Annotated in this window: 12 protein-coding genes; 5 read left to right on the top strand and 7 right to left on the bottom strand. The window is 55.4% G+C overall.

Annotated elements, in window-relative coordinates; all coding sequences use genetic code 11:
- From RSA72_RS10930 to cysM, 5 genes are all read right to left on the bottom strand, one after another.
- On the bottom strand, nt 1–223 hold a 223-nt coding region (locus RSA72_RS10930), incomplete at its 3' end, for a beta-ketoacyl synthase chain length factor (RefSeq protein WP_332633183.1).
- A 176-nt stretch (nt 224–399) separates the two neighbouring features.
- Nucleotides 400–2,703: a RelA/SpoT family protein gene (locus RSA72_RS10925; RefSeq protein WP_332622350.1), complete on the bottom strand. Its 2,304-nt coding sequence runs from the start codon at nt 2,701–2,703 to the stop codon at nt 400–402.
- Between the two features lie 17 nt (nt 2,704–2,720).
- Nucleotides 2,721–4,127, bottom strand: coding sequence for a 23S rRNA (uracil(1939)-C(5))-methyltransferase RlmD (gene rlmD / locus RSA72_RS10920; RefSeq protein ID WP_332622349.1), 1,407 nt, complete (start codon nt 4,125–4,127; stop codon nt 2,721–2,723).
- Between the two features lie 6 nt (nt 4,128–4,133).
- Nucleotides 4,134–4,952: a 3'-5' exonuclease gene (locus tag RSA72_RS10915; protein WP_332622352.1), complete on the bottom strand. Its 819-nt coding sequence runs from the start codon at nt 4,950–4,952 to the stop codon at nt 4,134–4,136.
- Nucleotides 4,953–4,989: 37 nt separating this feature from the next.
- Nucleotides 4,990–5,910 carry a cysteine synthase CysM gene (gene cysM, locus RSA72_RS10910; protein ID WP_332622348.1) on the bottom strand — a complete coding sequence of 307 codons (921 nt, stop codon included), beginning with the start codon at nt 5,908–5,910 and terminating at the stop codon, nt 4,990–4,992.
- Between the two features lie 153 nt (nt 5,911–6,063).
- Here cysM and RSA72_RS10905 point away from each other — a divergent pair, with 153 nt between their 5' ends.
- The 5 genes from RSA72_RS10905 to rsfS all read left to right on the top strand — a co-directional run bounded on the left by RSA72_RS10905 (nt 6,064) and on the right by rsfS (nt 11,985).
- Nucleotides 6,064–8,871, top strand: a complete 2,808-nt coding sequence (locus RSA72_RS10905) for a GacS-like sensor histidine kinase (RefSeq protein ID WP_332622347.1) — start codon at nt 6,064–6,066, stop codon at nt 8,869–8,871.
- A gap of 102 nt (nt 8,872–8,973) precedes the next feature.
- Nucleotides 8,974–9,762: a crotonase/enoyl-CoA hydratase family protein gene (locus RSA72_RS10900; protein ID WP_332622346.1), complete on the top strand. Its 789-nt coding sequence runs from the start codon at nt 8,974–8,976 to the stop codon at nt 9,760–9,762.
- Between the two features lie 35 nt (nt 9,763–9,797).
- A complete protein-coding gene (locus RSA72_RS10895; protein ID WP_332622345.1) occupies nt 9,798–10,667 on the top strand; it encodes an NAD(P)-dependent oxidoreductase in 870 nt (289 codons plus the stop codon).
- Nucleotides 10,668–10,715: 48 nt separating this feature from the next.
- Nucleotides 10,716–11,495 (top strand): hydroxypyruvate isomerase family protein, encoded by a 780-nt coding sequence (locus RSA72_RS10890; RefSeq protein WP_332622344.1) that lies wholly within the window; start codon nt 10,716–10,718, stop codon nt 11,493–11,495.
- Nucleotides 11,496–11,586: 91 nt separating this feature from the next.
- Nucleotides 11,587–11,985 (top strand): ribosome silencing factor, encoded by a 399-nt coding sequence (gene rsfS / locus RSA72_RS10885; RefSeq protein ID WP_332622343.1) that lies wholly within the window; start codon nt 11,587–11,589, stop codon nt 11,983–11,985.
- Between the two features lie 120 nt (nt 11,986–12,105).
- On the opposite strand, the gene RSA72_RS10880 is transcribed toward rsfS, so the two are convergent.
- The gene (locus tag RSA72_RS10880; protein ID WP_332622342.1) at nt 12,106–12,822 is read right to left on the bottom strand and encodes a DUF2846 domain-containing protein; all 717 of its coding nucleotides are present in this window, start codon (nt 12,820–12,822) and stop codon (nt 12,106–12,108) included.
- 164 nt (nt 12,823–12,986) lie between these two features.
- The coding region (clpX, locus tag RSA72_RS10875) for an ATP-dependent protease ATP-binding subunit ClpX (protein ID WP_332622341.1) at nt 12,987–14,234 on the bottom strand (1,248 nt) is incomplete at its 5' end.

Raw genomic sequence — 14,234 nt, 5'->3', positions numbered from 1 at the left:
ACACATCTGCTAAAATATTCAGTGTTTTTGCTTCATCGCCATATTGCGACACCCAGACAATATAATCGGCTTGATGGCCGTCCAGCATCTGGATTGCGCTGTTCAAGGCCAGTTTTGCGACAGGCGACAAGCGGCGGCGCTGCATGGCGGGAATCTGCGCCAAGGCAGGCAAAACTTCATCTGCCCGGCTTATGCAAAGCCGGGACACATTCATTTGTATCATGCGCCGCTATTCCTGATCCTTTAAAACCCGCCGTTAATCTTGGCGCGGATTATAGCATTTGCCATAAAAAACTTACAAAAAATATGCGGCGCGCTATGCAGCGCAATTTTCCGGCACGAAAGCGCCGGCGCATAAAAAGCCCGCATTGCTGCAGGCTCTTTATATAGCGCGCTGCGTCAGCTGCCCTGAATCAGGCGGCGCGCGCTGATGATTCCCGGCTGCTGCTCCAGGCGGGCCAGCAGGCGCGACAGCTGCGCCAGGCCTTTCACCTCAATCAGCAGCTTCATATTGGCGATGCCGTCCGCTTCAGAAATGGTGTTCACCTGGCGGATATTGATCTGGTCCGAGAAAATCACCTGCGTCAGGTCTTTCAGCAGGCCGCGCCGGTCATAAGCTTCCACCACAATTTGCACGCTCTGGCCGCGGGTCGGCTGCATTTCCCAGTCCGCTTCCACAGCGCGTTCCGGCTCCTGGCCGATCATGCGCACATAATCCGGACAGGCCACTTTATGAATGCTGACGCCGCGGTTCAGGGTAATGTAGCCCGCTATCGATTCACCATGCACCGGCTGGCAGCACTGCGCCACATGCAGCTCAACGTTATCCAGGCCGTCAATCAGGATGCCGTGCGCAGACAGCGTATGGCTGGCGCGCGGATTCAGCGTCGGCTTCAGCACCAGTTCAGGCTCATCCTGATCCAGATGCATATGGCGGTTGACCTGATTCATCAGGGCATGCAGGCTGACGTCGCCGCTGACCAGGCTGATCAGAATATCTTCGCCGGCTTTCACATTGAAATGATTGCAGTAGTCATTCAGGTCAATGCTTTTCGGGTGAATCGCCAGGCGCGACAATTCCTTGTTCAGAATTTCCCGGCCCACTTCCAGATTCTTGCTGCGGTCCTGCTGGCGGAACCAGTGGCGCAGCTTGTCGCGCGCGCGCGCGGTCTTAATATAGCCCAGCGAGTTCACCAGCCAGTCGCGGTTCGGCTCGCGGTCTTTCTTGGTGAGGATTTCGACCTGTTCACCGGTTTTTAAGGTATAAGTCAGCGGCACATAGCGCTGATTGACCCGGGCAGCGTAGCACTTGTTGCCTACTTCGGTATGCACATGATAGGCGAAGTCCAGAACCGTCGAACCGCGCGGCAGCTCCTTAATATCGCCGTCGCGGCTGAATACATAAATCTTTTCAAAGCCTTCAAAATCTTGAATCTGCTCAAAATTTTCTCCGGCCTGATCTTCCTTATGTGCGCTGGCGTCATTGCGCTCCTGATAGTGCTCCAGCACGGCGCGCAGGGAATGCAGGCGGTGGTTGAAAGAGTGGTCTGTCGCCTTGCCGCCTTCCTTATAGTTGAAGTGCGAGCACACGCCCAGCTCGGCTTCTTCATGCATGCCGGTGGTGCGGATCTGCACTTCCAGCGATTTATTCTCGGCAATGACCGCAGTATGCAGCGAGCGGTAGCCGTTGGCTTTCGGGTTGGTAATGTAGTCATCAAACTGGTGCGGAATATGGCGCCAAATCTGATGCACAATGCCCAGCGAGTGGTAGCATTCCGGCACGCTTTTCACCAGCACCCGCACGGCGCGGATGTCATACAGCTGGTCAAAGCTCAGGTTCTTGCTTTTCATTTTCCGGTAAATCGAATAAATGTGCTTTACCCGGCCGTTGATTTCAGCTTCGATGCCGTGCTCGGCCAGCTCGTTGCGCAGCTTGTCAATCACAAACTGAATGTAATGCTCGCGCTCCAGGCGCTTTTCATTCAGCAGGGACGCGATTTCCTTATAGCGTTCCGGCGCCAGATAGCGGAAGGCTAAATCTTCCAGCTCCCACTTCAGCTGCGCAATGCCCAGGCGGTGCGCCAGCGGCGAGTAGATGGTCAGAATTTCACGCGCAACCCGCTCCTGGCGCTCGCGCGAGGCTTTGGTCAGCTCGCGCAGCGCATAAGTCCGCTCCGCCAGCTTGATTAAAACCACGCGCACGTCTTCCGTAACCGAAATCAGCATTTTATAGATGCCGGACAGATGCTCGCGCTGGTTATTGTTGAAATGGTCTTCCAGACGCTTGTTCTGCTCAATCAGCTCGGACAGCTTGCCCATGGCCAAAGCGCCCTTGACCAGGCTATGCACCTGCTCGCCGAATTTTGCCAGAACCTCATCCAGAGGCATGACGCCTTCACGCACGCTGCGGTACAGCATGGCGGCTGAAAGGGTGTCTTCATCGGCATGCAGATGCGCCAGAATATCCGCCATTTCAATACCGGTATAAAAGGTATTGGAACGGTGGCTGACTGTCGACTCCAGCTCTTTCTGCAAAGTTAAATGCGCAACTTCTTCGAGCTGCTTCAGGGGCGCCCCCAGCAAACCGCGTACACGCTCCAGCCATTCCGCGAAATCGTGCAGCGCTTGATCGGCATGTTCTACAGTCGCTTCCAGGGACAGTTCATTTAAGCGTCCCGGGAGCTGTTCACGCACTGTGACCATACCCTACTCCTACTTTTTTACTCTTCATTATGACTTAAATCATTCGGCTGATTTTCTTGTTCAAACAAGGCAATGGACTCAACATGGCCGGTATGGGCAAACATATCCATCACCCCTGCCTTTTTCAGCCGATAGCCCTGCTGCGCCAAGATTCCTGCATCCCGGGCCAAAGTCGCCGGATTGCATGACACATAAACAATTCTTTTGGCGCCAAATTTGGGCACATAATGCATTATTTCTTCGGCGCCTGAGCGCGGAGGGTCTATCAATAATGCATCAAATCCTTGTTTTGCCCAAGAATGATGCGAAAAATCTTTTGTTAAATCTTGTGAATAGAAGCGCAGCCAGTCAATGCCATTGCTTTTGGCATTTTCCGCGCCGCGCTGCGCCATTTCCGCACTGCCTTCCACGGCAGCGGCGAAACCGTCCGCACCGACACAGCGCGCCAGCGGCAGCGAGAAATTGCCCAGTCCGCAGAATAAATCCAGCACGCGCTCGCCCGGCTTCAGCTGAAGCAAATCACATGCCAGCTTGACCATCTGCGGATTAATGCTGGAATTGACCTGAGTAAAATCCAGCGGGCTGAAGGCGAATTCCGCATCAAACGCTTCCAGCCGGTAATGCAGGCGCATCTCCTGGCTTTGACCGTCGGCGCGGATCAGGCTTTCCGGCCCTGCGGGCTGCAAATATAATTGCCACTGCTTCTGTAACGCAAACTGCTGCAATTGGTTGACATCTTCGGCAGATAATTTTTCTGTATGGCGCACGACCAAGGCAACATCCTGATCACCCATCGCCAATTCTATATGACCGACCGCCCCTTTGCCTTTTAGACTTTGGATTAACTGCTTTAAGCGGGTAATGGAACCGAACTGCTGATCCAGCACCAGGCAGCGGTCAATTGAGGTCAGCCTGTTGCTGGCGTTTTCGCGAAAACCCACAATCAGCCGGTCTTTCTGCGGCAGATAGCGCACGCCGATCCGCGCTTTGCGCCGGTAGTCTTCCCGCGCCGAACGCAAAGGCGCCAGCCATTCTTCCGGCTGCACGCCGGCAAAATGGGCCAGATGCGACTGCAGCACCTCCTGCTTGAGGCGGATCTGCTCATCGGGATGAATATGCTGCATGCTGCAGCCGCCGCACACGCCAAAATGCGGGCAGGCCGGCTGCACGCGCATGGCGGAGGCGCCGCTCAGCAGTTCGGTGCTGTCGGCTTCCTCTAAGCGCTTGGCAGCATGGGTAATGCTGGCGCGCACCGTCTCGCCCGGCAGCGCATAGCGGATGAATACTTTCTTGCCGCGCTTCTCTTCAGGATGGCCGGGATGGGAACCGTAATGCGCGATGCCGCGCCCCTCATGTGAAAGCGACTCAACCTGAAAAATATAACTGGGCTGCTGGGCTTTGGCGGGCTTGGCTGTAGATTTCATTCGGACCTAATCTGTGGGAGATGGAAAATCAAATTGCGTAAATGCGGTATGCTGCGCGGTTTCGCGCCATACCGCTAAAAAATCAGCATGCTGCGGCAGGGTCTGCAGATACTGGATGGTGCTTTGCACCAGATGCTGATGATCCGCCAGCGCCAGCTGGCCTTTCAGCAGCTGCCAGCGCAGGTAAATCAGCCAGGTGTTCAGCACATCGCCTTCGCAGTAGCTGGTCAAGGCCTGCCACTGCTGCCCGCGCACGTATTCGGGCACATGGTAGGCGCCGTCACCGCGCTTGCCGGGAAAGCCCAGCAGATGCGCTGCGTCATCCAGCTTTAAAAAATGCCGGCCATGGAACATCGCCATGACATCCATCAAGTCGACATGGCGCTGATGATAGCGGTTCTGATAGTTATTATAGCGCTTTTGTGTGTCAATCTCGCCCTGATCGAACAGGCTGGGCGCAGAAAGCCCGTGGTACATGGCGCGGAACAGGATCACCGGCAGGTCAAATTGTGAACCATTCCAGCTGACTAGCGTCGGATGGCGCTTGTCGAAGATAGATAAAAATTTCTTTAAAATTTCCGCTTCACTATAGTTTTCGCGGCTGAATGAAAACATTTTCATGCCGTTTTCATCCAGCCACAGGCCGGAAATGCAGGCAATTTCATGCAGGGCCAGGCGCTGGAAATCGCTGCCGGATTCCTGCCGGCGCAATTTCGCCAGCGCCGCCTCCAAATCCGCTTCCGGCAGATCCAGCCCGTACAGATGCGCGCCAGACTTTAAATCAGTCATTGTTTCAATATCAAAAGTTAAAACCGGCAGACGCATATGCACTCACTTTATCCTGAAGCTATTCAGAATTTAATTATTCAGGATCAATCACAGAAAACAGGCCCGTCGACAGATAGCGGTCGCCGCGGTCGCAGACGATGCAGACAATCACGGCATCCGGATTTTCTTCCGCCAGCTTAACCGAAGCCCATACCGCGCCGCCGGATGAGGTGCCGGCGCTGATGCCTTCTTTGCGCGCCAGCTGGCGCGCGGTTTTTTCCGCTGCAATTTGCGGAATATCGATAATGCGGTCAACGCGCGCCGGCTCAAAAATGGTCGGCAGGTATTCCTGCGGCCAGCGCCGGATGCCGGCGATATTGGAGCCTTCCGACGGCTGCAGGCCGACAATCTGAATCTCAGGGTTCTGCTGTTTTAAGTATTTTGAAATCCCCATGATGGTGCCTGTAGTGCCCATGGCGCTGACAAAATGGGTGATTTTGCCGCCGGTCTGGCGCCAGATTTCCGGGCCGGTGGTCAGGTAATGCGCCTCCACATTGTCCGGATTGCCGAACTGGTTCAGCACCAGCCCTTCGCCGTCCCGCTGCATCTGCTGCGCCATATCGCGGGCAGCTTCCATATTCGGCGCCTCAATCAGCTCGGCGCCGTAAGCGCGCATCGCGTCTTTGCGCTCCTGGCTGGAGTTGCCCGGCATGATCAGCTTCATTTTATAGCCGCGCATGGCCGCCACCATCGCCAGCGCGATTCCGGTATTGCCGCTGGTCGCCTCGATTAGGGTATCGCCCGGTTTAATCTGGCCGCGTTTTTCCGCCTGCATAATCATGTTGTAGGCCGGGCGGTCTTTGACAGAACCCGCCGGATTATTGCCTTCGAGCTTTGCCAGTACCGCCGCTTGGGTATGGCTGGCCAGACGCTGCAGGCGCACCAGCGGCGTATTTCCTACGCAGCGGTCCAGCAGAAATTCGTCTGCATGAAAATCAGGGGATGTGTTACTCATTATTTGCACCTGTACCGAGGTGCGCCTATTGTATGGAAAAATGCCTGTGCCTGCACTCATTTGACAGGCTTTTTCTTGAAAGCGCTTAAAGCGCAGTCAGTTTCAAATAATCCATGCTAATATGCGGTGCATAAGGAAGAAACTGCCTGCGCCATGTCAAATATCAACAAAAAGCTTTTTAAACGCCTGCACTTGAATCACGCCTATGGACAGCTGATCGCGCTTATTTTTGTGCCGATCGCCGTGCTGGCCTGTGTCGGCGCCATGCTGGTAATGACGGAAACCTCCAATGCAGCCAAGGCGCAGCAGCGCCAGATGGCGCTCGCCATCCTCGCGCGCTACAAGCCGGATGCTGAAGGCGCGCTGAACCTTCTGGCGCACTACCCCTGGCAGTTTGATCAGGCGCGCTTCGCCATGCAGGGCATGCTGAACGAAAAGCACCTGATCCGCGCCGCCATTTTAGACAGCCAAGGCGGAAACCGGCTGAATCTCGGCCCGGAAGATCAGAACAGCTGGCCGGCCATCAGCAGCAAGACCGGCTTTGCCGGCCCAATCCGCTTCAATAAAAACCATGTCTACGCCGCGAAAATCACCGATGAAACCAATACGCCGTACTGGCTGATTGTGGAGCTGGACAATCAGCCTTTGGAAATTGCGCGCTACCGGGTGCTGATCGTCCTGGTGGCCACCGGCCTGCTGACCCTGCTGCTGCTGCTGCTGTGCCTGAACTTCTATTCGCGGCGCTGGATTGCGCCGATGTATGAAATCCGCATGCAGCTGCAGCGCTTAAACGCTGACACGCTGGATCAGCACTTAGTCATCAACAGCACCGGCGAGCTGCGCCTGCTGCAGCGCGACATCGCCAATGTGGTCAAGCGCCTGCATTTCAGCTTTCTGGAGCTGCGCGAGCATACCGAACAGACCGAAGATGATCTGCGCCGCACGCTGGACACGCTGGAAGTGCAGAACATCACTTACCGCCAGGCGCGCGATCAGGCGATTTCCGCCAATCAGGCCAAGTCGGTGTTCCTGGCCAATATCAGCCATGAATTGCGCACGCCGCTGAACAGCATAGACGGCTTTATCCACCTGCTGCTGCGCCAAGGCAACCTCAGTAACGAACAGAACCTGTATCTGCAGACCATCCGCAAATCATCCGCGCACCTGCTGGCTTTAATTAATGATGTGCTGGATTTCTCCAAAATTGACGCCGGCAAGCTGGAGCTGGAAACCGCGCCCTTTGATCTGGAGGAAGCAGTATTTGATGTGATGGACATGCTCTCGCCGCTGGCCGCGCAAAAGCACATCAACATGACCTTTTATTATGCCGACAGCGTGCCGAAGCATGTGATTGGCGATGCCCTGCGCTTCAAGCAGATTTTGACCAACCTGATTTCCAACGCCATCAAGTTCACGCCGGACGGCGAAATTATTGTCCGGGTGCGCATGGAGCATGACGACATAGAGCAAAGCCTGCTGCATTTCAGCGTGCAGGACAGCGGCATCGGCCTCAGCGGCACCGACCGCAAAAAGCTGTTTGAATCCTTCTCGCAGGGCGATGCCTCGGTGACCCGCCAGTTTGGCGGCACCGGCCTGGGCCTGGCCATTTCCAAGCAGCTGGTCAGCCTGATGCACGGCCAAATCGGCTTTGAAGACAATCAGGAGCGCGCGCCGACCGAAAAAGGCTCGACCTTCTGGTTTACCGCCATGTTCAGGGTGAATGAAGACCAGCAGAACATCCATCCGCAGTTCAGCAGCCTGCAGGTGGTGTCCTATCTGGCCCACCCGGCCACCGCCAATGTGCTGCGCCATTATCTGGAAAACTATGCGGTGCAGCATATTGAAGCGCAGTCAATTCTGGATTTATTCAGCCGCCTGAACCAGCTGCGGCATGCTGAAAACACTTGGCTGATTGTTGACCACAGCGGCGACACCGAGGCCATGCTGAAAGAGATCCGCACGCGCTACAGCGGCAATTTGGCGGTCTACGGCTATCAGATGCTGCTTGACCCGGGCATGCTGAATGAATACCGCGCCCGCCCGCTGCACCAGCCGCTCAGCCGCAGCGCGCTGATTCAGCTGCTGAGCAACCAGCCGCTGTTTGATGAAGGCGCGCATGAAGACTTCAACGGCCAAGGGCTGCATATTCTGGCGGTCGATGACCATCTGCCGAACCTGATTGTGCTTGAGGCGCTGCTGTCCGAACTGAATGTTACTGCAACCAAAGCGCTGAGCGGGCAGGAAGCCATTGAAATCATTAAATCGCGCCATGAGCAGGGCCTGAAAGCCTTTGATCTGGTGTTTATGGACATTCAGATGCCGGTGATGTCCGGCGTGGACACCACCCGCGCCATCCGCTCTTTAGAGTCGACCTTTGAGCATCACCAGCGCCTGCCGATTATTGCCTTAACCGCGCATGCGCTGTCGGATGAGAAAAAGAAACTGCTGCAGGTCGGCATGGATGACTATGTCACCAAGCCGATTCAGATTGAGCAGATCATTCAGATTCTGACCCACTGGACGATGGAGGGCTTTAAGAAAGCCCCGGCGCAGGAGCGCACAGCAGCGATTGACGCGCTGGACCCGGGCATTCTGGACTGGCAGCAGAGCCTGCATCTGGCAGCCAATAAAGAAGACTTGGCGGCGGATCTGCTGAAAATGCTGGTCGACAGCTTTGATCAGGAGCTGGATGAAATTGAGCAGCTGATTGAGCTGGAAGACTATCCTCAGCTGGAGCATGTGCTGCACCGCCTGTACGGCGCAACGCGCTACGTGGGCGCGCCCGCCCTGCAGGAAGCGGCCGGCGGCTTTGAACAGTTTGTTTCAACCCTGCGCAAGGAGCGGCGCAAGGCGGATGAGGCTTTTGCGCAGGAAACCCTGCAGCGCCTGAACGCCTTAAAGTCCGTGATTGCACAGGTGAAGCAGGCAGCCCGGCAGATTTTGAGCAAGTATGAGCAGTAAATCCGGCAGGCAGCGCTGCCCCGAAATTCGTGACTGGGCTGTCATGAATGCCAAGGCCGCGCATGCTATGCTCCAAGCGCAAACAGAATAAGAGCCTCAAGCATGACACTGGTAAAATTTGAAAAAAATAACGGCATCGCCACGGTAACCTTAAACCGCCCGGAAAAGCGCAACGCCATGAGCTTTGCCCTGCTGAAGGATTTGGTGCGCACCGCCAATCTGATTAAAAAAGACCGCTCCATCCGCTGCGTGATTTTAACCGGCGAAGCGCAGGTCTTCAGCGCCGGCATTGACCTGTCTGACTTAAACAATCCGAAAAATACCGCCTACGCGGCCTGGGAACTGATTAAGCCGGGGCAAAGCCTGTTCCAGAAAGCCTTTCTAATCTGGCAGGAATTGCCAGTTCCGGTCATCGCCGCCATGGAAGGCTTCTGCTTTGGCGCCGGCATGCAGCTGGCGCTGGCGGCCGACGTGCGCATTGCCCACCCCAAAACGCAAATGTCGATTATGGAAAGCCGCTGGGGCCTGGTGCCGGACATGGGCCTGACCCGCTCGCTGAAAGGCGTGATCGGGCTGGATTTGGCCAAAGAGCTGACGCTGACCGCGCGCATTTTTGATGCCGGCTATGCGAAAGAAATCGGCCTGGTAACGCATTTGGATGAGTCTCCGCTCAGCAGGGCGCAGGCCTTGGCGGAAGAAATGCTGAGCCGCTCGCCGGATGCGCTGACCGCAGTCAAGCGCGTGCTGGATGCGATGGAGCATAAACCGGATAAGTCGCTGCGCCTGGAAAAAATCTGGCAGCTGAAGCTGCTTTTGGGCAAGAACAGCAAGCTGGCGCGCAAAAAAGACAAGAACCCCGAAGTTCAGTTTTTGCCGCGCCAATATCAGTAAACTTTAGATCTTCACGGATAAAGCAGAGAAAGCGCATGAGTTTTGACCGTCACAGCAAAATCGCATTCTTAGGCATGGGGCTGATGGGCAGCCGCATGGCAGGCCGGCTGATTCAGGCCGGCTTTGAAACCGCCGTTTGGAACCGCACAGCCAGCGCCTGCGATGAGCTGCTGGATATGGGCGCAAGCGCGCTGCAGCTGCAGGAAATCGGCCAGTACCCGGTGATTTTAACCTGCCTGGCTGACGATCAGGCAGCAGCGGCGGTCTATGCGCAGATTGAACCGCACCTGCAGGCCGGACAGGTCATTGCGGATTTCTCCAGCCTGTCCGTGGCGCAAACCCAGCAGCTGGCCGCGCAGGCCGCCAGCCGCCAGATCACATGGATTGATTCCCCAGTTTCCGGCGGCACGGCGGGCGCGGAACAAGGCACTTTAGTGATTTTTGCCGGCGGCGATGCGCAGGCCATTGCTGACCTGACCCTGATTTACAATGTGCTGTCGCAGCGCGTGACCCGTATGGGCGCAACTGGCGCAGGGCAAGCCACTAAAATCTGCAATCAGCTGATTGTAGCCGCCAACAGCGCCTTAATTGCCGAAGCGGTTGCCTTAGCCGGAAAAGCCGGCGTAGATACCCGGCTGCTGGCGCCGGCGCTGGCGGGCGGTTTCGCCGACTCCAAGCCCTTTCAGATTCTGGCGCCGCGCATGGCTGCGCACAGCTTTGAACCGGTGCAGTGGAAAGTCCAGACCCTGTCCAAAGACCTGAATAATGCCGTGCAGCTGGCGGCTGAATTTAAGCTGCAGATTCCCGTAGCGCAGCAGGCGCTGCGCCAGCTGCAGGCGCATCAGGCCAGCGGCTTTGCCGAAAAAGATTTAGCGACGGTGATTCAGCATGTGGAAGCGCAGTAAGCCTGCCCTGCTCAGCCCGTCAATTCAGAAAATGCCCGGAGCATCCGCATGATCAAGCTTGCCGTCAACCTTTCCATGATCTTTACCGAAGCGCCGCTGCTTGAGCGCTTTGCTTTAGCGCGCGCGCAGGGCTTTGATCATGTCGAAATCCAGTTTCCCTATGAGCTGAGTATTGAGCAGATTCAAACCCAGCTGACGCTGCATGATTTGAGCCTGTGCCTGATCAATGCGCCGGCCGGCGACTTAATGCAGGGCGGCGACGGCCTGGCCGGCGTTCCCGGCAAGGAAATTGAATTCCATCAGGCGCTGGAACAGGCCATTGCCTATGCCAAAGGCCTGAATGTGCCCAGCGTGAATATTCTGGCCGGCCGGCAGCCGCTGGACGCAGACCTGCTGCCCTGCCTCAATACCCTGTCCGCCAATTTCAAGCTGGCCTGCAGCATGCTGAGCGGGCACGGCATACAGCCGGTCTTTGAAATGATTAACGGCACAGACATGCCGCGCTTTCTGGTGCAAAACATCGCCCAGGCGCAGGAAATGTTGGAAGCGGTGCAGCACCCTGTGCTGAAAATGCAGTATGACTGCTACCATATGGCAATGATGGGTGAGGATGTGCTGGAAGGCCTGCAGGAAAACATTGAATCTATTGGCCATATTCAGTTTGCCGACTGTCCGGGGCGGCAGGAGCCGGATACGGGAAAAATTGATTATGCCCAATTATTTGCATGGCTGAAGCAAAGCGCATATGCCGGCTATACAGCAGCCGAATACCGGCCCAGCCAGGCCTCTGAAAAAACTTTTGCGTGGAAAGACAAATACTTTGCATAAATTGAACTAAACGCGCCTGCTGCTGATTTGAAATCCGGCAGCAAAACCGCTATATTAGAACATGAATAATTTTCAGGAAATCATACCCTCCATGAATTTAGAACCATCGCCCAGCGCTTCTAATTCTCACGATCTGATCAACACCCAAAAGAAAGACGTACAGGCTTGCCTTGAAACTGTGCGTGAAGCACTTGCAGATGTAAAAGCGAAAGAAATCGTTGAGCTTGATGTCAGCGCGATCAGCAATGTCTCTGACGCCATTGTGATTGCCAGCGGCACATCAACCCGCCACATCAAATCTCTTGCAGACAATGTTGCTGAAGAAGCCCGCAAAGCCGGCTTCCGCCCGATTGGTGTTGAAGGTGAACGTGATGCTGAGTGGATTCTGATTGACCTTGGCCTTGTTGTCGTGCACGTTATGCTGCCGACAGCACGCAAATTCTATGATCTTGAAAGCCTTTGGCGCACAGCGCCTGAGTCTGTCGCTTAAGCGCAGGATTGACCAAAAAGCGGCTGAATGGCCGCTTTTTTGCGCCTGCGCTTTTTAAGCCGCTGATGCAGGCCTGCTTCTGAACTCAATCTTATATCCGCCAAGGCGCTGCACGGCGCCCTACCACATCCTCGGATCCCACAATTTAAACGGCTGGGTCAGCTGCACATCCGCAGCCGGGTCATATTCCGCGCGCTTGATTTTCTGCGCGCTTTTGCGCATCCGCCCCGTCTGCTGATTTTCCGCGACAAAATTGTAGCTGGCGGACTTCATTTGAGTAAAGGCGATTTCATTTTTGCCCATGCTGTCCGGCATCAGCATCAGCGGGCCAGAAACCGCATGGCGCGCGCTGAGGTTTTCTTCATCATACTTGATAAAGTAGGACTGCCCGGCTTGCACGCTAAAGTCCAGATATTTCGGCTTCTGAAAATGATTGATGCCCAAAGGCCGGCTGCTGGACAGGCGGTACTGCCCCGCAGGCAGCTCCACCCAGTAATAATGATTGTTCAGCAGGCTGGGAATGCGCTCGCTGTTTAAAAACAGGCTGCTGGCGACAATTTCCTGGCGGTTCCATTTGCTGTCCGGGCGGTATAAATACACCACAGCAGCCTGATTATGCTGCGGCTTCACTGGCCGGAAATGGCTGCCCTGCGTTTGGTTGACCCAGCCGCCAATGGTGAATACGCCTACGCGGTACTGCTCCATGATGCCCGGCTCATGCGCAAAATTGACATCCTTTAAAGTCGAAGCCAGCTGCGGCTCCTGCTCAAGAGCGGATTTCCCATGACAGCCCAGCAGCGCTGCGCTGCTGAGCAGTAAAATATATGCACCGCGCATGATCATCCCTCACTGCGTCTTTTCTTATTTTCATTGATTGTTTTAGGTTTTAACGGCTGGCCATCCAAGCCATCCTGCTGAGATTAGCATTCAGCCTGGTTTTTTAAAATAAAAAAACGCGCGCAAATTCCAGATTTGCGCGCGTTTCTGACGAACAGCGGGGCTTAGGCGGACTTGGAGTTAATCACTTTCAAATCCGCTTTCGGCGCATCATCATCCTTCTTTAGCTGGGGCTGGCGCTCCGGCTTAAACTCAGGCTTCGCCTCACCGTTAATTGCGGCTTCGGTTACCACAACCGTGCCGACATCGGTGCGGCTCGGCAGATCATACATGGTTTCCAGCAGCGAGTTTTCCAGAATTGAACGCAAGCCGCGCGCGCCGGTATTGCGCTCCAGCGCCTTTTTCGCCACTGCGCGCAGCGCGCCCGGCTCAAACACCAGATCCACATTTTCCATGCCGAACAGGTATTCGTACTGGCGGGTCAAGGCATTTTTCGGTTCGGTCAGAATCTGCATCAATGCTTCTTCATCCAGCTCATCCAGCGTCGCAATCACCGGCAAACGGCCGATAAACTCCGGAATCAAGCCGAATTTCACCAGATCGGTGGCTTCAACCTGGCGGAACAGGTCAGACAGCTTCTTGCTTTCATCTTTCTTGCGCACTTCAGCCGTGAAGCCGATGCCGCCTTTTTCCTGACGCTGCTGCACAATTTTCTCCAGGCCGGAGAATGCGCCGCCGCAGATGAACAGGATATTGGAGGTATCAATCTGAATGAATTCCTGCTGCGGATGCTTGCGCCCGCCCTGCGGCGGAATGGAGGCAACCGTGCCTTCAATCATTTTCAGCAGGGCCTGCTGCACGCCCTCGCCCGATACGTCGCGGGTAATTGACGGGTTTTCAGATTTTCGGGTAATTTTGTCAATTTCATCGATATAGATAATGCCTTTTTGCGCTTTCTCTACATCGTAATCGGCTTTCTGCAGCAGCTTCTGAACAATGTTCTCGACGTCTTCGCCGACATAGCCCGCTTCGGTTAAAGTCGTCGCATCCGCCATGGCGAACGGTACATCTAAAAGGCGCGCAAGGGTTTGCGCCAGCAAGGTCTTGCCCGAACCGGTCGGGCCTACCAGCATGATGTTGCTTTTGGAAATTTCCACACCGTCTTCCGGCTTTTTGCCGCTGGTGGTCACTTTCAAGCGCTTGTAATGGTTATATACCGCTACAGATAAGGTTTTTTTCGCGACATCTTGGCCAATGACATACTGATCCAGCGCCGCGCGGATTTCGTGCGGCTTCGGCAGCGGGCGGGTCGCCCAGTCACTGGATTCTACCTGCTGGCTGGTCTGCACCAGATCCAGGCATACGTCCACACATTCATTACAGATGTACGCGTCCTCGCCTGCAATCAGTTT

This window comes from Acinetobacter sp. (assembly GCF_036659555.1).
Taxonomy (GTDB): domain Bacteria; phylum Pseudomonadota; class Gammaproteobacteria; order Pseudomonadales; family Moraxellaceae; genus Acinetobacter.
The sequence above is the reverse complement of the archived record's forward strand: the minus strand, read 5'-3'. Positions and strand labels throughout refer to the sequence as shown.